General features: G+C 36.8%; 12 protein-coding genes and 1 pseudogene. All 13 read left to right on the forward strand.

Translation table 11 applies throughout. The annotated features are described in order from the left end of the window. Nucleotides 1-298: 298 nt before the first annotated feature. The 13 genes and pseudogenes from CLV62_RS06345 to CLV62_RS06405 all read left to right on the forward strand — a co-directional run bounded on the left by CLV62_RS06345 (nt 299) and on the right by CLV62_RS06405 (nt 24,820). Nucleotides 299-1,744: an alpha-L-fucosidase gene (locus CLV62_RS06345; RefSeq protein WP_110309946.1), complete on the forward strand. Its 1,446-nt coding sequence runs from the start codon at nt 299-301 to the stop codon at nt 1,742-1,744. A gap of 173 nt (nt 1,745-1,917) precedes the next feature. Continuing rightward, entirely contained in the window at nt 1,918-5,103 is a 3,186-nt protein-coding gene (locus tag CLV62_RS06350) for a SusC/RagA family TonB-linked outer membrane protein (protein ID WP_110309947.1), read from the forward strand. A 104-nt stretch (nt 5,104-5,207) separates the two neighbouring features. Continuing rightward, nucleotides 5,208-6,740 (forward strand): RagB/SusD family nutrient uptake outer membrane protein, encoded by a 1,533-nt coding sequence (locus CLV62_RS06355; protein WP_110309948.1) that lies wholly within the window; start codon nt 5,208-5,210, stop codon nt 6,738-6,740. A gap of 33 nt (nt 6,741-6,773) precedes the next feature. Further along, the gene (locus tag CLV62_RS06360; protein WP_110309949.1) at nt 6,774-7,448 is read left to right on the forward strand and encodes a fasciclin domain-containing protein; all 675 of its coding nucleotides are present in this window, start codon (nt 6,774-6,776) and stop codon (nt 7,446-7,448) included. A 25-nt stretch (nt 7,449-7,473) separates the two neighbouring features. Continuing rightward, nucleotides 7,474-8,544: a hypothetical protein gene (locus CLV62_RS06365; RefSeq protein ID WP_110309950.1), complete on the forward strand. Its 1,071-nt coding sequence runs from the start codon at nt 7,474-7,476 to the stop codon at nt 8,542-8,544. 142 nt (nt 8,545-8,686) lie between these two features. Next, nucleotides 8,687-8,797: pseudogene (locus CLV62_RS22355) on the forward strand (TonB-dependent receptor plug domain-containing protein); the annotation flags it as partial. Between the two features lie 131 nt (nt 8,798-8,928). Next, nucleotides 8,929-10,452, forward strand: a complete 1,524-nt coding sequence (locus CLV62_RS06375; RefSeq protein ID WP_110309952.1) for a hypothetical protein — start codon at nt 8,929-8,931, stop codon at nt 10,450-10,452. Between the two features lie 11 nt (nt 10,453-10,463). Continuing rightward, entirely contained in the window at nt 10,464-12,353 is a 1,890-nt protein-coding gene (locus tag CLV62_RS06380; RefSeq protein WP_110309953.1) for an alpha-L-fucosidase, read from the forward strand. A gap of 229 nt (nt 12,354-12,582) precedes the next feature. Beyond that, complete coding sequence (locus CLV62_RS06385; protein WP_110309954.1) at nt 12,583-16,674, forward strand: two-component regulator propeller domain-containing protein; 4,092 nt, start codon at nt 12,583-12,585, stop codon at nt 16,672-16,674. Between the two features lie 113 nt (nt 16,675-16,787). After that, a complete protein-coding gene (locus CLV62_RS06390) occupies nt 16,788-19,646 on the forward strand; it encodes an endopygalactorunase (protein ID WP_110309955.1) in 2,859 nt (952 codons plus the stop codon). A gap of 204 nt (nt 19,647-19,850) precedes the next feature. Next, nucleotides 19,851-21,710: a TonB-dependent receptor plug domain-containing protein gene (locus CLV62_RS06395; protein WP_110309956.1), complete on the forward strand. Its 1,860-nt coding sequence runs from the start codon at nt 19,851-19,853 to the stop codon at nt 21,708-21,710. Nucleotides 21,711-21,795: 85 nt separating this feature from the next. Then, nucleotides 21,796-23,556 (forward strand): pectate lyase, encoded by a 1,761-nt coding sequence (locus CLV62_RS06400; RefSeq protein ID WP_110309957.1) that lies wholly within the window; start codon nt 21,796-21,798, stop codon nt 23,554-23,556. 124 nt (nt 23,557-23,680) lie between these two features. Beyond that, a complete protein-coding gene (locus CLV62_RS06405; RefSeq protein WP_110309958.1) occupies nt 23,681-24,820 on the forward strand; it encodes a glycoside hydrolase family 88/105 protein in 1,140 nt (379 codons plus the stop codon). Nucleotides 24,821-24,835: the final 15 nt, after the last annotated feature.

Consider the following 24,835-nt stretch of genomic DNA (forward strand, 5'->3'; position numbering starts at 1 on the left):
ATACATATTTTCAGGCTGATTATTTACCTATAGTTTTTGCAATGTAAATTAACAAAAGATTGCATTTGAAAGTCTAAATTGAAATCTCTTTCTCTATTATTCTTGGACTTACTTTCTAAAAATAAGAAATGAGACCTTTAATATTCACGAATATTAAATGATTGATTATTAGGTCTGATTAGATAGATAATGAGTGAATTTTACAAGAAAAAGACTTGTTTCTGCAAATGAAGATTGTAATTGCCCCCTATTTTTGTACAGAACCTATTACGAAATAAACCTTAAAATTCTACATCCTATGAAAAAAATAATGTCACTCATTATTTTATTAAGTGTGATCTTTAATCTACAAGCTCAACAAGCTCAACAAACTAATCAAGCTACTGTCGGTCAGGATAAGAAGATGGAGTGGTGGCGCGAAGCCAAGTTCGGAATGTTTATCCATTGGGGACCTTACTCTATTCTTGGAGGCGTATATAAAGGGCACAATCAAAACCGGGGAGGTGCAGAGTGGATTATGAACAGATGCAAAATACCCGTAGCTGAGTATCAGCAAATAACCAAAGGATTTAATCCAACTAAATACGATGCTGAGGCATGGGTGAAGCTGGCCAAAGAGGCAGGTATGAAATACATTGTGATTACCACAAAGCATCACGATGGTTTTGCCATGTTTAAGAGTAATGCCAGTAAATATAATATTGTAGATTTTACAACTTACAATAAGGATATACTGGATGAATTGGCTAAAGCTTGCCGTAAACACAAAATGAAACTGGGCTTTTATTACTCACAGGCTCAGGATTGGAATAATCCGGGAGGATCTGTTGCACGTAAGTTGATGCGCGAAGGATGGCCAAATCCCGATTCTACCAAAATAGATGCATATACAGAAGCTAATAAAGGATATTGGGATCCTGCTCAGCAAACTGCAACTATGGAAGAATATATTGATAAAGTATCTGTTCCTCAAATTAAAGAACTACTGGCTAACTATGGAGATGTTGCTGTTTTATGGTGGGATACTCCAACACAGATGACAGACGCTTTTGCAGAGAAAATTTCAGTAGAATTGGCTAAATATCCTCAGATTATTCAGAATGATAGATTGAAGCGCCCTAATTTTCCCGGAGATTATAAAACACCCGAAGGTAGAGTCCCCAAAGCCGAAGACATTGAAGGTGTTGATTGGGAAACCTGTATGAATATAGGTAGCTCTTGGGGATTTAAAAGTTGGGAAAATGCATGGAAACCTACGGAAGTATTAATAAGAAATCTAATAACTATTGCTGCCAGAGGAGGTAACTATTTATTGAATGTCGGACCTACGCCCGAAGGCGAAATTCCGGAGCCAAGTGTAACTCGCCTGAAAGAGATGGGAGAATGGATGAAAATAAACGGAGAAGCTATTTATGGAACTCAACGAAGTCTTATTTTTCCAACTTGGGGAGAATGTATACGTAAAGACAATAAAAAAAATACAACACTATATCTATGCGTATTTGAATGGCCTTCGGATGGAAAACTCAATTTCACAACTAACTCGAAGGTGAAAAGCGCAACTTTATTACAGAATAAAACGAATTTAAATATCCAAAATGTTGCAAATGGAATTATAATTGATGTGCCTGCAATATCCCCTGATGCTATAGCAACTGTAATAAAATTAGAGTTGGATGAAAAATTACCACCCCTGAAAATTGTATCTAATTCGGTCAAAACATTCGAAATACTAGACTTGTAATACAGAACTCTTAAGTCTAAATTCTGATTATTTCCTAACTACACTATGCAATAAATTATAATTGTTGTGCGGATATGGCCTTGCTGTGTTCCTGTACTATTATACCTTATACAATAAAAAGGTCTCAGACCTTAATTAACCGTGAGAAACCAAACCATTAAAATCTAGTTTAAATGAAAGAAAAAGAAAACAAAAAGCCAAAACTGATGAGTCGGTGGCTCGTTCTGTTCCTGTTTGTTTTTTGTCTGGGGCATACCCTTTCTGCACAGACACTAAATGTTACGGGGGTAGTAAATGACGATTCGGGAGAGCCGATGATCGGTGTTACAGTTACTGTGAAAGGAACAACAAAAGGTACTATTACCGATTTGAATGGAGGATTTACATTGGCCTGTCAAAAAGGAGATGTACTTAGCTTTGTTTATATGGGTTATAACAATCAAGATGTGAAAATTGACTCAAATAAGAAGCTCGTGATTGTTATGACAGAAAACACAAGACTACTGGATGAAGTTGTAGTTGTGGGTTATGGTGTTCAGAAAAAACGGGACATCACAGGAGCAATAACTTCTGTCGATTCAAAACTAATAGAAGAAAGATCTCCTATTAATATCTATGATGCACTTCAAGGTGCAGCACCGGGTCTTCAGGTTACATCTGCATCAGGTGCTCCGGGAGGATCAAATATGATACAGGTACGTGGAGCTTCTACTTTTGACGACAGTGGAGTTTCTCCTCTATATATTGTTGATAATGTGATAACAAGTAGTATTGATAATATCAATCCTCTGGATATCAAGTCGATTGAAATCTTAAAAGATGCGGCTTCAGCATCTATATATGGAGCGCGTTCGGCTAATGGTGTTATAATAATTACCACAAAATCAGGAGAATCGGGCAAACCCAAAGTAGACCTTCGTTATTTACGGAGCTACAGTTCTATGGCAAACAAGCTGCCACAAGTAAATGCATTCGATAGAGTATTGAATATGCAAGCAAGTGATTTTAGTAATCCCTCAAAAACTCTAGAAAAATTTAGTGCTGTAACTGACTCTGTAGGCTTAGTTAATAGCGTAAATAATTTCTATCAGGATTTGTTGACACAAACCGCCATCAGAAACGATATTAATTTAGGAATTAGTGGGGGAACCGATAAACTGAAGTATATGGCTTCATTTGGTTATGTGGGCGATGAAGGTATTATAAAGACAAGTTATAATGACCGTATTACCGGCCGATATAATATGGACTTTAGTGGATGGGATAATTTAAAATTCACGACCAGAGTGAGCTTTAGTAATAATAAAACTAATAGCATCAATGAAGGAAATGTGTTTCAGACTGCAATGAGGCGCCCTCCAAACATGATTGTTTATTATCCTGATGGCACATTTGCACCCCATCATGCTATGGGAGGAAATAGAAATCCCGTTCAGGAATTATATGGACGAGACAATAAAAGAGAACGCTTTCAAGGGGTTATTTATCAGGGAATGGACTGGAAGTTTACAAACTATTTATCATTATCCGCAAATATGCAAGGCGATTTGGGTTTAACTCGTAATACTCAATTTACTTCTAAAGAATTGGATAGTAATGCTGATGAAAGTTTACGAAAAAACACGGCAGCAGATAAAACGACCTTTAATCAAAGATATTCGGGTGAGATTTATTTAACCTTTAATAAAACTCTGGGAAAACATCATGTTCTTTCTGCAATGGCTGGATCAAGTGTTGAAACAGGTAAAAATGAATATTTGAATTTTGAAGGATCCGATCTGGTTACCGAATCGATACATACGATGAATATGGCAAGTTTAGATTTGGCTAAAACATATACGACTGCCGAAGATTATGCTCTAGCCAGTTTATTTGGTCGTGTAGGTTATACTTATAAAGATAAGTACATATTTAACGGAAGTGTGAGGTACGACGGTTCATCGCGTTTTGGACCTAAAGAGCGTTGGGGGGCATTCCCGGCATTCTCTCTAGGGTGGCGTTTTTCCGATGAGGCATTTATGAACTGGGCATCCAACGTAGTTTCGGACGCAAAATTACGTGGTAGCTGGGGGGTAACCGGAAACGATAGAGTCGGATATTACGAATATCAAACGCTTTTTACCTCAGGAGAATATAGTTACAATGGTACCAGTGGAGTAGTTCCGGTATCTACTTACGGTAACCCTAGTCTGCATTGGGAAGAAACCAAACAAACGAACTTGGGGCTTGATCTGAACTTATTCAACGGACGAGTTACTTTCATCGCAGATTATTATATTAAAGAGACTAGTGATCTACTATCTACTATGAGCTTGCCTTATACAACAGGTTATGACAAGATGCGTGTAAATCTCGCCAGTGTAGAAAACCGTGGACTCGAATTTTCTTTATCGGGATATCCCGTTATGACTAAGGATTTTAAATGGAATACAACTGTTAACTGGTGGACAAACAAGAATAAAATAACAGATCTGGCAAAAGAAGATTATGTGGAAAGCAGTCTGTGGCTGGTGGCAAAAGGCAAAGCAGCCGGTCAATGGTATGGTTATAACAATGAGGGCGTGTATGAATATGATTTCAGTAATGCATATACCACTGACTATAAAACGCGTTTGAATCCAGTATTGAAAAGAGATGAAAATAATAATGTAATTATAGGACTTAACGGTCAACCAATTCTGGAGGGATATGTATTGCCTGACGGATCGAAGTATTCGGGAGATGTTAAGCAAATCTTACAAAATGGGGTAGCAGCAGCCGGAGGAGATGTTATATGGGAAAATATTGCGGATAAAGACGGCAATTATGACAATAAGATAGATGATAATGACCGTAAAGTTTTAGGGAGTGGAAATCCGGATTGGTTCGCTTCATGGGACAATAATTTTACATACAAAAACTTCTCTCTGTCATTCAATCTATACCTGAGCTGGGGAGGAAAAGTCTATAATAAACTGAAACAATATTATACGACATGGGGTGGTAATACACACATGCAACATCCTGAGTATATAAGAACGGGATGGAAATATCAAGGACAAATAACACCTTGGTATGCATTAGACACCAGAGCCCGAAAAACTCAAAACAGACAAGAATTAAATAGTCAGTATTTGGAAGACGCTTCATTCCTGCGATTGAAAAATATTCGTTTAACCTATAATGTAGATCATAAATTCTTAAATAAAACACCACTTCGTACTTGTCAGATATATGTGTATACAAATAATTTGGCTACGTGGACTGAGTATTCGGGTTATGATCCCGAAATTGGAGGTAGTGTATTGACTCCGGGAAGAGATAATTCGGCATATCCACGTTATCGTGAGGTTGGATTTGGAATCAATGTTGGATTTTAAGTAAATGAAAGTATTTAATAATATGCTTTCTAATTATAAGAGGTTATAGTTTTCATACTTGACAAAGTAATAAAAAGGTCTGCGACCTTAAAATAAATAAAACAATGAAAAAATATATATTATTCACTATCATAGGAGCTTTCGGGCTTTTGGGATGTAATGATTTCTTAGACAGGGATCCTTTATCCGATATGTCTCCTTCAACCTTCTTCGGGTCCAAGGGGGATATGCGTACATGGAATGCAGGTATATACGATGCGATGCAAAAAACATTAAACAGAGCTCATATCGACTGGGGAGATTTGCGCTCCGATAATTATACTACAACAGGCTATGAAGACAGTCAGGTGTATATGAATGCTCTCGAATCTACCAAAGAAGAATATAGTTGGAAAGATTTGTATTCATGTATAACCAGATGCAATACGGCAATAGACAGATATCCTACTATACCAGGTATCATAGAGTCTGATTATGCTAATTATATAGGGCAAGCGCACGGAATGCGTGCACTAATGTATTTTTATGCAATACGTGTATGGGGAAGAGTTCCGTTAGTAACGGAGCAATGGGATGGAGATGTCGTGAAATCACAAGTCCCCAGATCGGAAATAGAGGTTATCAAAAAGCAGATAATGGACGATATCTCCAAAGCTGAAGCATATCTGGTAAATACCTCCGACAAGTTTTATATCAATTATGCAACTTGTAAAGCTTTGAGAACAGATGTTCATATGTGGTTTAAGGAGTATAAAGAAGCATCGGAAGCATCCGTATATTTCGAAAACAATAGCAATTTCGAATTGGTGAAGAATGAAGCCGAATGGAAACAAATGTTCTTAGTACCCAATTCATCTAAAGAAGCAATATTTGTTATGGCATGGAATTTTGATGCGGATGGCGGTTCTCTATGGCCTCAACGTGTAGGTGCGTCCAATACAAATAACGGATACAAAATTTCTCAAACTCTGTTTCAGGAATTTGTAGACAGACGTTATTCCAATCAAGGTGCGGATGGTCGTTTGTGGAATGTACTGGATACTGTTAAATTGTATTACAATAATAGTAGGATGCCGATATCGTATAATACTTATTATGCAGTGGGAATAGAAAAGAATACAAAATATAGCGAGGTGGATCCTAACAGAGAATATGACTCGAAAAATTCTGTCTATAAATCTCAGTGGTTGGTATTGTCAACTACCAGTGCAGCAGTTCAACCTCAGATATATAGAGTAGCTGACGTGCTATTATTAAGAGCAGAAGCTTTAAATCAACTGGGTCGGGGTAGTGAAGCACTTGAGATCGTCAATAAGATTCGTAAACGTGTAGGATATTTAGCTGATGCTAAAAAAGAAGTCTCCGCTATATCAAATAAAGAAGAAGTAGAAACGGTTATTCTACTTGAGCGTCAGTTAGAGTTTATGGCAGAAGGAAAACGTTGGTTTGATCTGGTAAGAACAAATAGAGTGATTCCGGTAATGGATAAAGTAATCAAAGAGCGTCAATCGGCTATTGGAATAAACCCAACAGGGTTTGGTGATGAAGGACGAATTCTGGCTCCGATATATTACCGTGAATTTGAGGCTAACCCTGCATTAAGGGGAGATCAGAATCAACCTTACTCAGAAGGATAATTTAAATGAAAGTTTGACTAAAATAGTAGAATTATGATAAAAAAATATATAAGAATAGCTTTTGCTATTATCGCTTTCCCACTGATATTTGCGGGTTGTGAAGTTTTTGGTTTGGATTTGCAAGAACCTTATGACTATGACTATGAAGCAGGTACTTACGATAATCATATAAATATGACGGTCTGGGAATTTGTACAAACCCGTCAGGATCTTTTTCCTATTATGAAAGAGGCTATTGAGTACGCCGAGATGCAAAATATGTATAATGAGCCGGCAGCAACTTACCTTCTGCTTGCTGATAAAGCTTTTAATTCAACAACATCTACGGATCTGAGTTACTTTCAGACGCATAAGCTATATGAAAGACCCGGTGATGAAACAAGTTTGTATGCACCCATATCGATGACTCAATATCCAAAAGAGCAGGTAAAAGAATTTTTGCTTTATCATATTGTAAAGGGGGCACATACATGGAGTAACCTTCCTGCCGAACCAAAATGGTTTGACTCTTATGCTTCTGCCGATACAGCTAAAGTAAATATGTATCTGATAAAAGACCGTAATCCAAATATTGTCTTTAATAACTTTAATGGTCACTACAAGCCCGAAATAAAACCGCGCACAAGCAACCTCCTTTCGACTTCGGGAGCATATATTCACGTGGTAGAGTCATGGATAGATAGACCAACCAAAGACATATTGAAATAAATTGACAAATAAAAATTGTATATATATGAAACATTATATAAAATCACTATACTTTATATTGCTTTGTGGACTCTTGGCTACAAGCTGCTCAGACGATCATTATGTAGAAATTGATTCGTTGAACACCGACGGAGATGAGTTCTATTGTAATCAGAAAGTTAAGATATGGATGGCTGTCCGTTCCGACGATTTGAGTGAAGTAGATTATCAATGGTCTTGCGAAGGCGGACGCTTAACCCAGCCTCAAGGCTTGGATGAGATGACTTGGCAAGCACCAAATACTCCCGGAACTTATAGCGTATCGTGTACTGTTAGCTCGGGAGGGAAATCTGAAACACGTATTCACAAAATGTACGTATCCAGTTATTTCTTCGAAAAATTCGAGAAAACTCCTTATGGAATTGTAGTTCAAACAGGAGCTGAAATATTAGCAAAGACCGAATCTATTGGTGGCATAACTAATACTTATGCTCAATTTAATGGCAAATCAAGTACCGAGGCACAACGCTATTTAGAGAAAGTCTTTAATGATGCTCAGTTGAAAATTCCATTTAGCACAATGTCGAAGATTGGGTTTATCAGTGCCATTCCCAAAGATTCATTGACAGTAGGTCAAAAGAAAGGTCCTCCTTCATTGTATTATACTTGGGTGTTAAAACGTGATCCTAAACAAGCTGATGCCATATATCCAGTTCAGCTGACAGTTGAGTGGTATCCAAATGTGAATGGAAAAATGCCTGTGACATCTCTTGGTGAAAAATTTAATCTTGCTATCTCAATTTCTTATTTAGAGAAGGGTATTTCAAAAGCAGTTTCGTTGAGGACATACATACCTGAAATTTCATCTTTTGATAATAAGATATACAAAAAATTCTCAATGAGTGTCGATAAAGATTATTACATCTATATCCATTTAGATGGAAAAGAAGTCTATAAATCAGAGTGGCTGAGAACTTTCAGAACAACACATAACAGTCAGGATGATATTTATATAGATAGATGGCGAATCGGATTTCCTAATGGAACAGGAAAAGACTTACCCGTTTTATATCTGGACGATGCATATGGAGCCAATGATGGAACCATACTTAAATAAAGAATTAAATATATATCTAGTGTTTAAGTAGGTATAATGTGGGGGCGGATTTATTTGTTCGCCTCTCCATTATTCGATGTATTATAGCTTTGTTCTTTATATAAATCTGAAATATTTATTAATCTATGGCACGGATACTTTAAATGTCAATAGCTCTGTCAATATAAAAGATATTGAGTCTATAGAAGTGTTGAAAGATGCCTCAATGTATGGGCTCAAAGGTTCAAATGGTGTGATTATTATTAAAACAAAGATAAATTGATTTACTTTTTGAATAGAAAGCATCCATTTTAGCAATATTTTGAATTTACAACGAGTCCGAATGAAGTTATGGAGTTGAAAAAAGCAATATAGAATTAATAGAAACAAGATATCTAATATATTATGAAAATATTACGAAATACAATCCTTTTAGCCTTTTTCTGTCTGCTTGTAATGCAATTGAATGCTCAAGAAACATGGCAGTCAAATCTTGTAAAACTAAATACAAATGGAAGCTTAAGCTATACACCCGATAAAGAGGGAAATATAATACCCGATTTTAGTAGAGTGGGCTACCATCATGGAGATAAAAATATTCCTGATTATCCTATAACTATGATGCTTCAGCCTCTTATTGCAGGAGATTGTACGCCTATCATTCAAGAGGCTATTAATAAAGTATCATCTATGCAAGCTGATGATACAGGGCATCGGGGGACAATATTGCTGAAAAGCGGAGAGTACAAAATGGAAGGCAGTTTATATATAAAAACTAGCGGAATAATTATTCGAGGGGAAGGTGATGGCACTGAGGAAACCCGGCTTATCTCATTAAGTAAGGATCAAAAAGCGCTTATAAATATTCAAGGCGAAGGCAAAATAACAGAAGTTGAAGGAAGTCGTGTGAAAATAACAGATAAGTTTGTACCTGTGGGTACTCATTCGTTTACGGTTGCTTCATCGAAGAACCTAAAGGTGGGTGATCGTATTATAGTTTTTCGTCCGGGAACTGCTGCATGGATTGAAGCCATCCGTATGAATCAGATTGTGGAAAGACAAGGTACAAAGCAGTGGCAAGCCGAAGAATATAATTTACGGTTTGAACGTGTGATAACTGCAATAAAGGGTAATCTTATAACCATTGATAACCCGATAGTAATGCAATTGGATGAGAAATTCGGAGGTGGAGAAATCTACAAATACACATATGATGGACGTATCAGCGAAATAGGTATCGAGAATTTATATTTAGAAAGCAGATATATGGGAGAGCAAGACGAGGAACATAGCTGGATAGGCGTAGAATTTAATCATGCCGAAAATTGTTGGGTTAGAGATGTGACCGCACGCTATTTCGCTTATGCTTGTGTAAGTATCGAAGCAGGAGCCAAAAATATAACTGTCCGTGAATGTAAGAGTTACGAAGCGAAATCGATTCCTACAGGAGGAAGACGCTATTCTTTCAATAATTGGGGACAGCAAAATCTATTCATGAATTGTGTGAGTACGCAAGCTCGCCACGATTATGTAACAGGAGCCAGAGTTTGCGGTCCCAATGTGTTTTATAATTGTGTGGCAAGGCAATCATTGAGTGATATTGGACCCCATCATCGTTGGGCTGTTGGTACATTGTATGACAATATAACCACTGATAATCAAATAAATGTTCAGGACAGAGGACATATGGGAAGCGGACATGGCTGGGCAGGAGTAACACAAGTGTTATGGAATTGCAAAGCCCGGATTGTAGCTGTACAAAGTCCATGGGTATCCGGAAGTAATTATTGTATTGGTTTGCAAGGTGAAAAGACTCCCGGACATTTCAGAGATCGTCCTGATGGCATATGGGAAGGACATAATAAAGCGGGCTTAATACCTGTTTCCCTGTATTTGGCTCAGTTAAAAGCTCGTCAAGCTAATAAATAAAAACATAGGCAATGAAAAAACATATTATATCACTTGCTTTAGCCAGTTTATTATTAACCACTGAGTCCTATTCTCAAATTAAATTTGACAAAGGAGATGAACAGGGAATGGATGTAGGAAAACTCGATTTAGGGCAGGATAGTATTGCAGTGCAAGCAGCATTATCGGGTTGGTGGAAAGATTCACAAAAAACTCTTAATGAAAGAATGTCATGGTATAACGATGCCAAATTTGGATGCTTTATCCATTGGGGGGTATATTCCGGAGCAGGAGGAGAATGGAAAGGAAAACCAGTTACCGGATACTCGGAGCATTTGATGAGAAAAGAAAAAATATCACTTCAAGAATACAAAGACAAATTAGTTATTCCCTTTAACCCCGTAGACTTTGATGCCGACGAATGGATGCGACATGCTAAAGAAGCAGGTATGCGTTATTTTATAATAACAGCCAAACATCACGATGGGTTTGCGATGTATTTCTCAGATGCTTATCCGTATGATATGCGAATGACCGAATACAAAAAAGATCCCATGAAAGAACTGAGGGCTGCCGCCACTAAATATGGAATCAAGTTTGGGTTTTATTATTCTCATGCCTTCGATTGGGAACATCCCGATGCTCCCGGAAACGATTGGGATTATAATAATCCCGGAGGAGATAAACTCATAGGGGGAGCCAACTGGTGGTTGACTCGTACCGATTTTATACCTCATGCAGATAAATATGTAACCGAAAAATCGATACCTCAGATCGTGGAACTTATTAAAAAGTACAATCCTGATATATTGTGGTTTGATACACCTCATAAGTTACCCTTATATGAAAATATCAGAATATTGAAAAGTATTCGTGAAGCTAGTCCCGATATTGTGGTTAATGGTCGTTTAGCACGTTTTTCGGGAGGTAATTTGGGTGATTATATCAATACAGGAGATAGGGCTGCGTACTTTTTTCCCGTGAAAGGATATTGGGAGTCTATTCCCACAACTAATGAATCGTATGGATACAGCAAATACGATTTGTCTCATAAAACGGTGAGCCATTTTGTTCGTTTGGTATCATCTGCAACATCAAAAGGTGGAAATATCTTGATGAATGTAGGTCCGATGGGAAATGGGAAATGGGATGAAAAAGATATTGAAATTTTTAAAGGAGTAGGGGAATGGCTTTCTGTATATGGAGAAGCTATCTACGGAAATGAAAGAACTGATCTTCCTGTTCAGACGTGGGGTGTTACAACCAAAAAGGATGGTATAACTTATCTGCATATATACAATTGGCCAAAAGATGGAAAACTTATAGTGGGAGGTCTGACCTCTGATATTGACAAAGCATGGATTGTAGGTGAGGCAAACAAGAGTGACCTGAAAATCGGTAGATTAAATGATAAAGATATTAAGATCGCTCTACCTGTGGCAGCACCTGATACTATAAATACAGTAGTGGCTTTGACCTTGAAAAATAAAAAAACTGCCTATCCTGTAAGATTACTTTCTGCTTTATCTGATAATATACTATATACATTCGACGCAGAGCTGAAAGGAAAAGGTTTAGGTTATGGAGATGGTAAACCGAATAGAAATTATGTGAGAGGGTGGAATAGTAACAGTCAATCCTTACAATGGAAGTTCCGTATAAATGAATCAGCTAATTATGACATCTATATAGATTATAATACTGAATCGGAAAAAGATAAAGGGAGCGTTACTTTAAATATTAATGGAAAAGTATATAAGATAAATTATGTGTCAAGACTGGAAAAAGACGGAACAAATAGTATTCAGGTAGGACAGATTAGTATTCCTGAGGGAGAATATACCTGTTTATTGGAAGGGGATAAACAGGAGGGAGTCTCTTATATGAGACCCATAGCTGTACGTTTTATTCCAACTAATTGAATATTGGAAGGAAAATAAATAAAGTCTTACAATATTTCTGATGTTGTAAGACTTTTTTGGATTGATTTCACTATTTTTATCGGGAGTTGGAATATTTCCCAAGAGTGAATTAAGTAACAATAAGTAGGAACAGATATATATATTATAAACACACGGTGAATATAATATATCGATTAACTACTATACCAAAGTAACACATAGGTCTGAGACCTTATTAGCCTGATTTTCTATGAAGAACTTACTACTTCTTCTTCTCTTCTCTATGTCATTAATCTGTGTGGAGGGAAAAGAATTATATTACTTCTCTAATCTATCGCTAGGAAATGGATTATCCCAAATAACGGGAACCTCCATTCTCCAGGATAGTAAAGGGTTCATGTGGTTTGGAACACGGAATGGTTTGAATCGGTTTGATGGCTATAATTTTGATGTATTTATAACGAATGCAGAAGACAATTCGAGTATAAGTGATAATCATATTCTATGTATGACCGAGGATAATCATCAGAATCTTTGGATAGGAACAAACAATGGACTTAATTGCTTAAACCCTTCAACAAATAAATTTAAGAGGTATTATCTCGAACCTAATAATCAGAACTCTTTATATCACAATACAATATTGTCTATCTTTTTTGACGATCAGAATAATCTTTGGGTGGGTACAAATCAAGGCTTGAATTTATACGATCGGGCTACGGATACATTTCGCCGTATAACGATAGATAATCTATTGGAAAATAATCGTGTGAATGCAATAGTAAAGAAAGAGAATAAACTTTATCTCGGTACTTTAAGTGAGGGATTAATTGTATATAATCTGGATAATAAACAATATACAGTTTATAAAAACACACCGAATGATCCGTATAGCATTTCTGATGATTATGTGAAAGTCCTTTTTATTGACAGGAACGACAATTTATGGGTGGGTACACAAAACAAAGGCATAAGTTATTTGAAGAAAGGTGGAAAGGAATTTACTTATTATAATGAGAGTAATGGGTTGACAAATAATAATATAAGAAACATTACTGAGGCACCGGACGGAAGTATTGTAGTGGGAACTTTTAATGGGCTCAATGTGATAGACAATAAAACAGGAGAGATTACACAATATAAAGAATATTCTTCAGGGCAAGGTGCATTGAGTCATTACTCGATTATCAGCGTTTACTTCGACCGATCGCAAACGTTGTGGGTGGGCACCTATGCGGGCGGTATTTGTTATTACAACAGATATGGTCAAAAATTTCAGTTTTATAATCCCAGTGCAAGTTTGAAGGCTATATTGGGAATAATGGGACCCATTGTCGAGACTCCAAGCAGCCTTTATATTGCAACTGAAGGAGGAGGATTACTGGAAGTGGATAAAAAAACAGAATCATTTAGCCATTACTTGATATTTGATAATGCGAATAAAGTATATCAAAAGAATATAATAAAATCGCTTTATCAAGATGGATCAAGAATACTTTGTGGGACCAATCTCGGTACTATTTATAGTTTTGATATGAATAGCCGCAAATTTTCATTGGAGTATGATCTGAAAGAGGAAAGGTCTGTTTATCAGATAGGAAAAACCCGAAAAGGAGACTTAATAATAGGTGGTGTTAGCGAATATGGTTTTTCTCTGGTTTTAGGGAATAAAGATGTAAAAAAAGAATTTCCGGTTATAGGGAAGCCAAATACTCGATTTTCGGATGTAAGAAGTATACTTGAGATCGAGACAAATGTATTTCTTATTGGAACAAGAAATAATGGTCTGTTCTATTATGACTATAATACCCATATACTGAAGAATTATAAGAATAACCCGTTAGAGAATAATCCGGATAAAATACCGGAAAACTTTGTTACTTCTATAGTTAAAGATAGTGCGGGACAGATATGGATTGGAACTTTTGGTGGAGGTATAAGCCTGTTTGATCCTAAATCGGATAAGTTTATTACTTATGGCACGAGAGACAGCTTATTGAATAACAATGTGTGTATGATTGTAGATGGCGGCAATAGGCATCTATGGATTAGTACAATTACAGGTATTTCCGACTTTAATACAGAAGCGAGGTCTTTTCAGAATTATACACATTCCAATGGACTTAAAATTGATGAGTTTACTCTTCATGCAGGTTTGAAGCTCTCGACTAATAATATAATTTTTAGCGGTAGTAATGGTTTTGTAACATTCAATCCGCAGCGAATGACTGTTAACCCTTATGTTCCACCCATTGTCTTTAATAATTTATATATCAATAATACTAAAATCGTGCCCGGTGGTGAGGATAAAATACTTAGAGAGCAATTGAATTCACAGAAAGAAATTGTTCTCAAATACGATCAGTCTAATATTTCAATAGAGTATAGTGCTCTCAACTTCATCTTTGCCGATAAAAACCAGTATGCTTATAAATTGGAAGGCTTCGATAAAGAATGGAATAATGTGGGATCAAGACGGATGGCATATTATACAAATATCCCTCCCGGAGAATATCGGTTTGTAGTTAAAGGATCTAATAATGACGGTGTTTGGAATGATGAAGGAGCAAGTATAAAAATCATTGTTTTACCTCCATTCTGGAAAACATGGTGGGCCTATATCTTCTATGTTCTTTTTATTACCGGTATTATATTGTTTATTATACGCTATTTTATAGAGAAGAAGCGATTGGAAGATGATATAAAACTGAAACAGATGGAAGCGAAAACACAAGACGAATTCCATCAGGCTCGAAATAAGCTATTCACTAATTTTTCGCACGAACTAAGAACCCCACTTACGCTGATCATTAACCCGTTGGAAGATATGGTGGAAAAGGAGGACCTTACCTCTAAGGTCAAAGAAAATATGATACTGATGAGGAGTAATGCCCGAAGATTATTACGTTTGGTTAATAACTTAATGGATTTCCAAAAGAAAGAAAGTGGGACAATGAGTCTGAAAATCTCAGAAAATGATTTTGTGAAATTTTCCGAAGAAATGGTTTTAATATTTAGAGAATTGGCAGTTTCGAGGAAAATTAATTTTGAGTTTAATCATACGATAGATTTTGTTAATAATTGGTTTGACAAAAGCTTAATGGAGAAGGTGTATTTCAACTTGCTGTCCAATGCTTTTAAAAATGTGCCAAACGGAGGGGTTATTGAAGTCAATTTAACTAGTATGCCTCTGTCTGAAATAAAGAAGAGTTTTGCAGAAAAAACAAAAACGTTTACAAATGGAGATATATCATATATAATAATGGAAATCAAGGATTCCGGAACCGGAATTGCAGATGATGAACTGGAGAAAATATTTATACCATTTTATCAGGTGGCACAGAACGAACACTCTGCATCGGGTACAGGCTTGGGGTTGAGCTTAAGTAAATCTATTATAGAAATGCATCATGGAGTTATATGGGCTGAAAGTCCCGAAGAATCAGGAGCTATTTTCAGATGTATTCTTCCCATATGTAAGGATTGTTTCAGAGATGATCCCTATACCGAGGAAGTCACAGAGGAGACTGAATTTCCATATACCATAGATATTTCGGAAGATAAAGAATCGGAGGAAAAGAAAACGATAAAAAGAACCACAATTTTAGTTGTGGAAGACAATATTGATGTTCGTAAATATATTATTTCTCTATTAAAAGATGCACATAATATTATTGAAGCCGCCAACGGATCGGAAGCTATTGATAAGGCTGTAAATCATTCTCCCGATCTAATAATCTCGGATCTGATGATGCCCAAAATGGATGGTATGGAAATGTGTAAAAAGATAAAAACCGATTTGCGAACCAGCCATATTCCGGTGATAATGATTACTGCACGTGCCATGACCGACGATATAAAGGAAGGGTACGAGGCAGGAGCAGATGAATATATCGTGAAACCGTTTAACTCGTCTTTATTAATTGCCAGAGTAATAAATATTCTTCAAGCCAGAGAGAGTTTAAAAGAGATATACGGGAAACGGTTCTCTTTGGAAACTTTAGGTGTTGAAGCTTCTTCTGTAGATGAACGATTTATGCAGAAGTTATATGAAATATTAGAAAAAGATGTTTCGAATCCCGAACTTAATTTGGATGATTTTAGTCGGGATGTTGGAATGAGCAGAGCTAATTTATATCGAAAAATAAAAGCTATTACCAATCTTTCCCCTAATGAGTTTATTCGTAATTTTCGTTTGAATATGGGGGCGAAAATGTTGAAAGAAGCAAAGCTGCCGGTTTCGGAAGTATACGTTGCCGTAGGATTTAATAGTCATGCTTATTTTTCAAATTGTTTCAAAACTTATTTTGGAATGTCTCCTACAGAATACACAAATCAATAGGCAAGGATAAAACGTCGATTGGATTGATTCTGCAATTATTTGATTGTTTTTTACAAATGATTAGATAACTCTTTGAGTAGTTTTATGATCTGAATACTTTAGACCTAAATACTATGAGACGTTTAATTATAACCTTATCTGTTCTTATAAATACGGCTTTTCTTTGGGGAGCAGCCTCAAAGTCTTCAACAATTTTGGTTGAAAGAGGTTTTGCTCCTAATGTAATACGCATTGGCGTAGATACATTGGTAATATCTTCGAGTTCTACATATTTATATACTGTGGATACACCGGAAGATCAAGGTTTAGTTTCTACAGGAATTACTGTTAATAGTCTGCAAGAACAACTTAGGAGAAAGGACAATGAACCCTTTGCTTACACTATCCTTGATAAGGATGGAAAAGTAAAAATGAACGGTTATTTAGTTTCGGATGATATTCTGGAAATTACTATTTCGGGTAAAAAGAAACGGTTTAATATTAAAGTTGAAGAAAAAGCATTATCGCCTAAATTAGCAGCTCATCGCGAAAATTACACTATAGATATTCCATCTGATATTGTACTTGATTTCATAGCCGGGCAAAGAACTCCTTATGCAACAATACGTATATATATACCTAAGGGTATTAATGTAACTTTAGACAATACAACAGTAGATGTAATAGGTCGAGGAGAAGTAAGTTTACGTGATCTGCCTAAACAATCTATCGGGCGAACAGGTACAAACTATTCCTGTAAAAAAGTGGGAGAAGCAACTGTTTCGACGCATACCGACGGAGGACAGATTATTACTTTCTCCGATATTGATTTAAGACCGCTAAACGGCATTGATTTGAGAATTCGAATCAAAAATGTAGAGTTGGCAAGGAGAGGAAACTATGTTTTTCAATCGGATTATACTACTTCTCAACCTCAGATTTATACAAGTGCTATTACTCCAATGAGTGTGGCTACAGTTACGGCTACCACCTCCATTACAAATTTCAGAAGAGAGCTTCCCCGAATGTTCACATATAATGAAAGTTCAGAACTTTATACCGATTTAAAATTTCAATGGTCTGTACCTAAAAAGGCGACAAAAGTAATTTTGATGCAATCTTTAAATGATGGTAAGAGTTGGTCTGTAGCAAAAGAAGTCGATCCTTTATTATCATCAGTAGAATTTAGAAATATTGAAAAGGATAAACTTTATATGTTTAGACTATCGGTAAGAGGTGGCGATAATGAAGGAGATTCAAACCCCGTATATTTCTACTCGGGAAAATGGAGTGCAAGGTCATTAGGCATAAAAGGCGATGGAATTGCAGATGACACAGAGGCTGTTAATAAAGCAATTGATTATATAAATTCGTTAGGAGGAGGCGTTCTATCTTTTACAAAAGGAGTTTATAATATACGCACAGCACATTTAAAAAGTAATGTCTGGTTACATATTGATAAGGATGCGACATTGAAAGCTATTCAAGGCAATGACGCTCCTGAGAATACTTGGTTCAGCGATAAAGCATACCGATCGGGATTATCCCCTACTGATAAGTCTCCCTATTCTGATCCTGAAAACTATTTGACGAAACAAGATGTGGGGCATACCTTCTTTCGGAATACGATGTTTTTTGCAGAAAGAGAAGAGAATATCAAGATATTCGGAAATGGCAGGATTACAGGCGATAGCAATTTAGTGACAGGCGATAAGGTTATGAATAATGCTCCCGAAAAAAGAGCTGATAAAATGTTTACTTTCAAACTTTGTAAAAATGTAGAAATTGGGGGCTATAATATTGATAAAGATTTATGGTATAATCCATCAACGGATGAACCGTATTATCTGAATGATAAAAACGAGATGCTTGATAATATGCTGTATATAGATCAGGGTGGTCATTTTGTTCTTCTAGCAACCGGTTCTGATAGTATAAACGTGCATGATACATACTTTGGTAAAGCCGAGGTTGGGAATTCCCGTGATATTTATGATTTTATGGGATGTAGTCATGTGATTGCAAAAAATATTTACTCGAAAGTGAGTTCCGATGATATTGTAAAGCTAGGTTCTGATTGTTCATTAGGTTTCACACGTCCTGCGAAGGACTATATGGTGCGGAATATTATTGGAGATACAAACTGTAATCTTTTTCAGATAGGCTCAGAGACTGCCGACGATATTCAGGATGTATATATTGATAATATATATGTTTTGGGTTCTAATAAAGCAGGGTTTTCTATTTCAACGAATGACGGAGGGCACGTAAAAAACATCTATCTGAATACAGGGCGTACAGGCTTGGTACACCATCCATCCAAAATGTTTCGCACTCGTGCTCCTTTTTTTATTTCGATATCTAACAGGGGGCGTGTGATAGGAGCAGATGTAGAAATGTATTCTTTTTCAGAGAATGCTGAAACACGCAATGAACTGCTATGCACGAATGTAAATATAGGATCGGTCGAAAATATTATAATAAATAATGTCGATATATCAGAAGTATATGCCGGTAGTTCTTTTAAAGCGCCACGCTGGGTAGCTTATGATGGTAAACAAAACGAAGCTACACCTATAATTGCCGGATATAAATTAGCGGATTCAGACAAGGTACAAGGTGGTCTGAATTTCAAATTACCTAATGGGGAACATACCGCGTATATTAAGAATATTCAGTTCAAGGATATAAATCTACTCGTCAAAGGAGGACATCCGTCTGAGGATTCAGACGCTTCACCTCCAGAAATAGGTGTAGGGCGTTACAATGTGGGAGATATGAAGATACAACCGGCATATGGTTTTTGGTTTCGCCATGCAAAGGAGGTATTATTGAAAAATTGTGTCATCAGATACGAGAAACCCGACGGACGATATGCTGTAGTTTTAGATGATGTAATTGGAGCTACGATAGAATCATTAGCTATACCTGAAGACCATGTGAAACAGCCGGCTATAAAAGAAATAAATGCGCAGAAGATTACTGTAAAATAAGGTGCTGGAACTGTTTGTTCTGTAGGTAAGCGTAACTGCAATAGTTTATTAAGGTCGCAGTTTAGCAAGTATAACAGCTACAGGTAGTTAAGGTGATAAAATATTGCATTAAATATTTAGTACTACCTGTACGGAGAAAGTATATCGAATATTTACTTAACTTAGTATAGCAACAATAAAGTGTGACCTTAAAATCAATTTAATATGAGAATCTGTATTTTCATCTGGGCTTTTATCTCTCTGCCTTTTGGTTATTTATCAGCTCAAACTATAGGAAAAGATACCATTTCGTTGGGTGAAGTAACTGTGGTTAGTAGTACAAAAACACAAGTTAACCGCAATCAGATACCGGCCACAGTATCAGTTATCACACGTGACGAAATAGAAGCGGATGGAGAATCGGCTCTACTCTCTGTTTTGTCGGGACGTGTACCGGGGCTTTTTGTGACAGAGCGTAGTATAACGGGTTTTGGTGTATCGTCGGGTTCAGCTGGAGCTGTCAATATCAGAGGAGTAGGAGGCGGAAATAAAGTGCTGATGCTTCTTGACGGGCAACCCCAGTGGGCAGGTATTTTCGGGCATCATCTTCCTGATACATACGTATCTTCTGATGCCGAAAAGGTAGAAGTAATACGAGGTCCGGGTTCGCTGCTCTATGGGTCTAATGCTATGGGCGGAGTTATTAACGTAATAACACGTAAGGCAAAGCAAGATGGAATTAATGGACAGGCACGTTTACAATACGGATCGTACAACACACAAAAATACATGGCGAATGCCGGATTAAAAGAAAATAAACTGAATGTATTTGCGTCCGTTAATCATGATCGTACAGATGGGCATCGTGATAATTCGAAATTCTATATAACTAACGGATTTGTTAAGGCCGGCTATGAAATCTCTCATAACTGGAATGTATCAGGTGATGCCATGGTAGCTAAATTTAAATCGAATAATCCGGGAAGTATTGAACAGTTAATGACAGATAATTGGGTGGATGCTCTTCGCTCATCTTATTCATTATCAGTAGAGAATAACTATTCAAAGACAAGTGGGGCATTTAAGGCTTTCTATAATTATGGAGATCATGAAGTAAATGACGGATGGAAAAATGGAAAGCCTAGAGATTATTTATTTGAATCGAGAGATCATAATGCAGGGTTTATGCTTTATCAATCGGCTCATTTTTTCAAGGGTAATCTTTTAACTGCCGGACTCGATTATAAAAACTGGGGAGGTCATGCCTGGAATCAATTTCCAGACAAAGAAGTGGATATTATAGATAAAACTGTAAATGAAACAGGAGTTTATGTATTGATGCAACAGACATTATTTCACAATTTGACATTAAATACAGGTATTCGCCTCGAAATAAATCAGGTATATGGTCGTGAATGGGTGCCGCAAGTTGGAGCAGCTTATCAACTGAATAAAAATACAACTCTTAAGGCTTCATTGTCAAAAGGCTTTAGAAGTCCCAATCTTAGAGATTTGTATATGTATGTTGCAGCAAATCCCGATTTAAGACCTGAATCGATGATAAATTATGATTTTTCGATTCTCCAAAAATGTTTGCAAAGTAAGTTAAATTTCGAATTAACAGCTTTCTATATCGATGGGAAGGATATGATACAAACTGTTCCTGTAGATGGAAAAATGCTAAATGAGAACACCGGTTCTTTTATAAATAAAGGATTTGAGTTTGCTGTCAATTACTATATTTTACCCTCTTTAAAAGTGACAGGGAATTATAGTTTTCTCCGGACCAATAAACCTATTATTGCTGCACCCAAACACATGGCATTTATTGAAACCACTTGGAAGATAAATAAATTGACATTGAGTGCAAATACTCAATATATCGATAAGTTATATACTCGGGTGGGAGACGATTCTAAAACCGAAAATTATACTTTGCTTAATGCGCGGGCTCTTTATAAATTATCGAAAACATTCTCTCTGTTTATGAATGGAGATAATCTTACAGGGCGTAAATATACTATCAACGAAGGGTTCCCTATGCCCGGTACTACTGTAATGGGAGGCATTGATATTATATTTTGACAGTTTCTACAAGAATCTGACTGATTCTTGCAAATCCGAAAGATAATTTATGCTGAGATTTGAATATTCCTTAAAACTATTTATTATGAAAGATAAAATAAGGAGGATAACATTATCCTTTATTCTAATCGTTACTAGCAGTTTATTATTCGGTCAATCTCAAAGTGAGTTAGTTTATTTCGGACAAAATGGAAAACTCGAATACAAACCCTATTCAGATAAAGGCGATATAATTCCCGATTTTTCCAATTGTGGATATATGGGCGGTGGTGTAGCTATACCCGATTTGCCGATTGTAGCTGTGGTTGAATCTCCAAGTAGAGGAGATGATACTCCTGTAATTCAGTCGGTAATCAATTCGGTGTCAAAATTGAGCCCTGATAAAAATGGGTTCAGAGGAGCTATATTAATAAAAAGAGGTGTATATAATATATCCTCTCCTTTAAAGATAACAGTTAGCGGCATAGTGCTGAGAGGGGAAGGAAATAATAAAGAGAATGGAACCGTATTATTGGCTACTTCCACAAATAAATACAATGTGATTGAGTTAGGAGTTAATGCCAAACTTACACCTATAGCTTCTTCAGAACAATATATTACAGATAAATATGTTCCATCGGGAAGTAAAATAATACATGTGAAAGATGCAGAGAAAGCATTTAAAGCAGGGGATAATGTGGTAGTGCATCGTCCAAGCACTGCCGAATGGATTCATGCGATCGGTATGGATTCAATAGCGCCTCGTCCGCTAAAGGGTGAGACTACGAAGGAGTCATTTCTGCGATTTCGTAAATACGGAAACAACACAAATACAAATGGAACAAAACAGTGGGAGGCAGGATCTAAGGATTTGTTATTTGAGCGAACTATAGTTTCTGTTAACGGTGATAAGATTACTTTGGACATTCCTCTTGTAAATGCTCTGCAACAAGAATTTGGCGGAGCAAGAATTTATAAATATACTTTCCCCGAAAGGATTGCTCAGTGTGGAATCGAGAATATTTATGGAATGTCGGTATATAATCCAAGGGTGAAAGAAAAAGATAAATATATAGGAGAGTATAATGCTGACGAAAAGCATGCAAACAATTTTGTTTTTTGCAATGCGATCGAAAATGCATGGGTAAGAAATGTAAGTGTAGAACAGTTCGATTGTTGTGTTTGGACTTCTCCTTCTGCCAAGTTTATTACCGGGCAAGATTTATCAGCAACAAATCCCGTATCGGTTATTACAGGAGGTCGTCGTTATGCCTATTCGGTTTGGGGACAGATGTGTTTGTTTCAGCGTTGTTATTCGAGTCACCATCGACACGAATTTGTATTGGGGGCAAGCGTCGCAGGACCTAATGCTTTTGTAGATGGTTCGGGAGATATGACCTTTGCCTCAAGCGAGCCCCATCAACGGTGGGCAGCGGGTTGTCTCTATGATAATATTACAATCAAAGGACCCGATGGCTCGTTACTATCCGTAAATAGGGGATGGTATGGTTCGGGGCATGGTTGGTCTGGTGCGCAGATTGTTTTCTGGAATTGCAGTGCTCCCGTTATTATGGTGATGCAGCCTCCTACAGCTCAAAATTTTGCAATAGGAAGCAATGGAACTATACATGATAAGTGGGTTAAGAATGGCAGGAAAAGTACAATAACAGCAATAAACGGAGTTTCCCGAAGCAATTTTCAGGACAAGGGATTGGTATCAATTGGTGATGGCTGGATCGAACTGGCGGATCAGACAGTTAATCCCAAAAGTCTTTATTATCAACAATTAAAAGATCGTTTAGGTCTGGATGCTTTACAAAATATAATGAGTAGAAGCCAACAGCAGACCTTAATCGAAAAGAAATAAACCGATAGATTAAAAAAATGATTCGATTTTATAAATAATTGAATAAGTATTACAAATCCAATGGATTATCAGTCGCTACATTTGAGAACCTGAATATATTACCGAACCTTTATTTTTTAATACCATGAAAAAGACAATACTCTCAATCTTATTTTTCACAATGGGCATTTTCTGTATTTCAGAATTGTATGCCCGGGAAAATACAGATTTGAAAAACTGGCCAAAAGGAAAAGATCCTGAAACTATTGGGTTGCTGGTTGCAAATCGCTTTGTAGAAAGTCCGCATAATAGTTTCAGACCACCTGCACCTCCCAAATCAATTACTTACCCAGAAGTATGTGCATGGTATGGAGCCATTAAATTTGCAGAAGTAACTAATAATAAAGTATTGCTCAAAAAATTGGAGCAGCGTTTTTTACCTTTCTTCGATGATGAAAAGCATTTAGTACCCAGACCGTTTCATGTAGACTATTCGGTTTTTGGTACAGTTCCTTTAGAGCTTTATAAACACAACAAAGATCAGCGATTTTACGATATGGGTATGCGCTTTGCCGATGCACAATGGACACTACCTGTAGATTCTCCTGAAGTGAAGAAAAATGAATATCAGAAGTTTTTAGATCAGAATCTTACATGGCAGACTCGCTATTGGATTGATGACATGTATATGATAACAATGGTACAATCTAAGGCATATCATATTACAGGAGATAAAAAGTATATAGAGCGTGCTGCTCATGAGATGGTTATTTATCTGGATACCATTCAGCGACCTAACGGACTGTTTTTCCACGCACCCGACGCTCCTTTCTTTTGGGGGCGGGGCAATGGTTGGATGGCGGCCGGTATGAGCGAGTTGCTGACTTCTTTAGATAAGAATAATAAAGACCGCTCGACTATTATGGCATCTTACCTAAAAATGATGGAAAGTCTAAAAAAGTACCAGAGACCCGATGGATTGTGGGGGCAGCTTATAGACAAACCCGAATCGTGGGTAGAAACATCAGGTTCGGCCATGTTTGCATATGCTATGATAATGGGTGTAAAAAACGGATGGCTCGATAAGAATGAATATGCTCCTTCGGTTCGTAAGGCATGGCTCGCTTTGATTGATTATATCAATGAAGACGGAGATATATCGAACGTCTGTGAGGGTACTAATCGCAAGAATGATTATCAGTATTACCTTGACCGTAAGCAAAAAACAGGAGATATGCATGGGCAGGCTCCTATGCTATGGTGTGCGTGGGCATTATTAAAATAAAACAACCTTTGAAAA

The organism is Indolivaga alginatilytica, from assembly GCF_003201355.1.
GTDB lineage: Bacteria > Bacteroidota > Bacteroidia > Bacteroidales > Dysgonomonadaceae > Dysgonomonas_A > Dysgonomonas_A alginatilytica.

Bases quoted from the DNA above. Each gene is read 5' to 3' on its own strand.
- CLV62_RS06345 (WP_110309946.1), top strand. From the start codon at position 299: ATGAAAAAAATAATGTCACTCATTATTTTATTAAGTGTGATCTTTAAT.
- CLV62_RS06350 (WP_110309947.1), top strand. From the start codon at position 1,918: ATGAAAGAAAAAGAAAACAAAAAGCCAAAACTGATGAGTCGGTGGCTC.
- CLV62_RS06355 (WP_110309948.1), top strand. From the start codon at position 5,208: ATGAAAAAATATATATTATTCACTATCATAGGAGCTTTCGGGCTTTTG.
- CLV62_RS06360 (WP_110309949.1), top strand. From the start codon at position 6,774: ATGATAAAAAAATATATAAGAATAGCTTTTGCTATTATCGCTTTCCCA.
- CLV62_RS06365 (WP_110309950.1), top strand. From the start codon at position 7,474: ATGAAACATTATATAAAATCACTATACTTTATATTGCTTTGTGGACTC.
- CLV62_RS06375 (WP_110309952.1), top strand. From the start codon at position 8,929: ATGAAAATATTACGAAATACAATCCTTTTAGCCTTTTTCTGTCTGCTT.
- CLV62_RS06380 (WP_110309953.1), top strand. From the start codon at position 10,464: ATGAAAAAACATATTATATCACTTGCTTTAGCCAGTTTATTATTAACC.
- CLV62_RS06385 (WP_110309954.1), top strand. From the start codon at position 12,583: ATGAAGAACTTACTACTTCTTCTTCTCTTCTCTATGTCATTAATCTGT.
- CLV62_RS06390 (WP_110309955.1), top strand. From the start codon at position 16,788: ATGAGACGTTTAATTATAACCTTATCTGTTCTTATAAATACGGCTTTT.
- CLV62_RS06395 (WP_110309956.1), top strand. From the start codon at position 19,851: ATGAGAATCTGTATTTTCATCTGGGCTTTTATCTCTCTGCCTTTTGGT.
- CLV62_RS06400 (WP_110309957.1), top strand. From the start codon at position 21,796: ATGAAAGATAAAATAAGGAGGATAACATTATCCTTTATTCTAATCGTT.
- CLV62_RS06405 (WP_110309958.1), top strand. From the start codon at position 23,681: ATGAAAAAGACAATACTCTCAATCTTATTTTTCACAATGGGCATTTTC.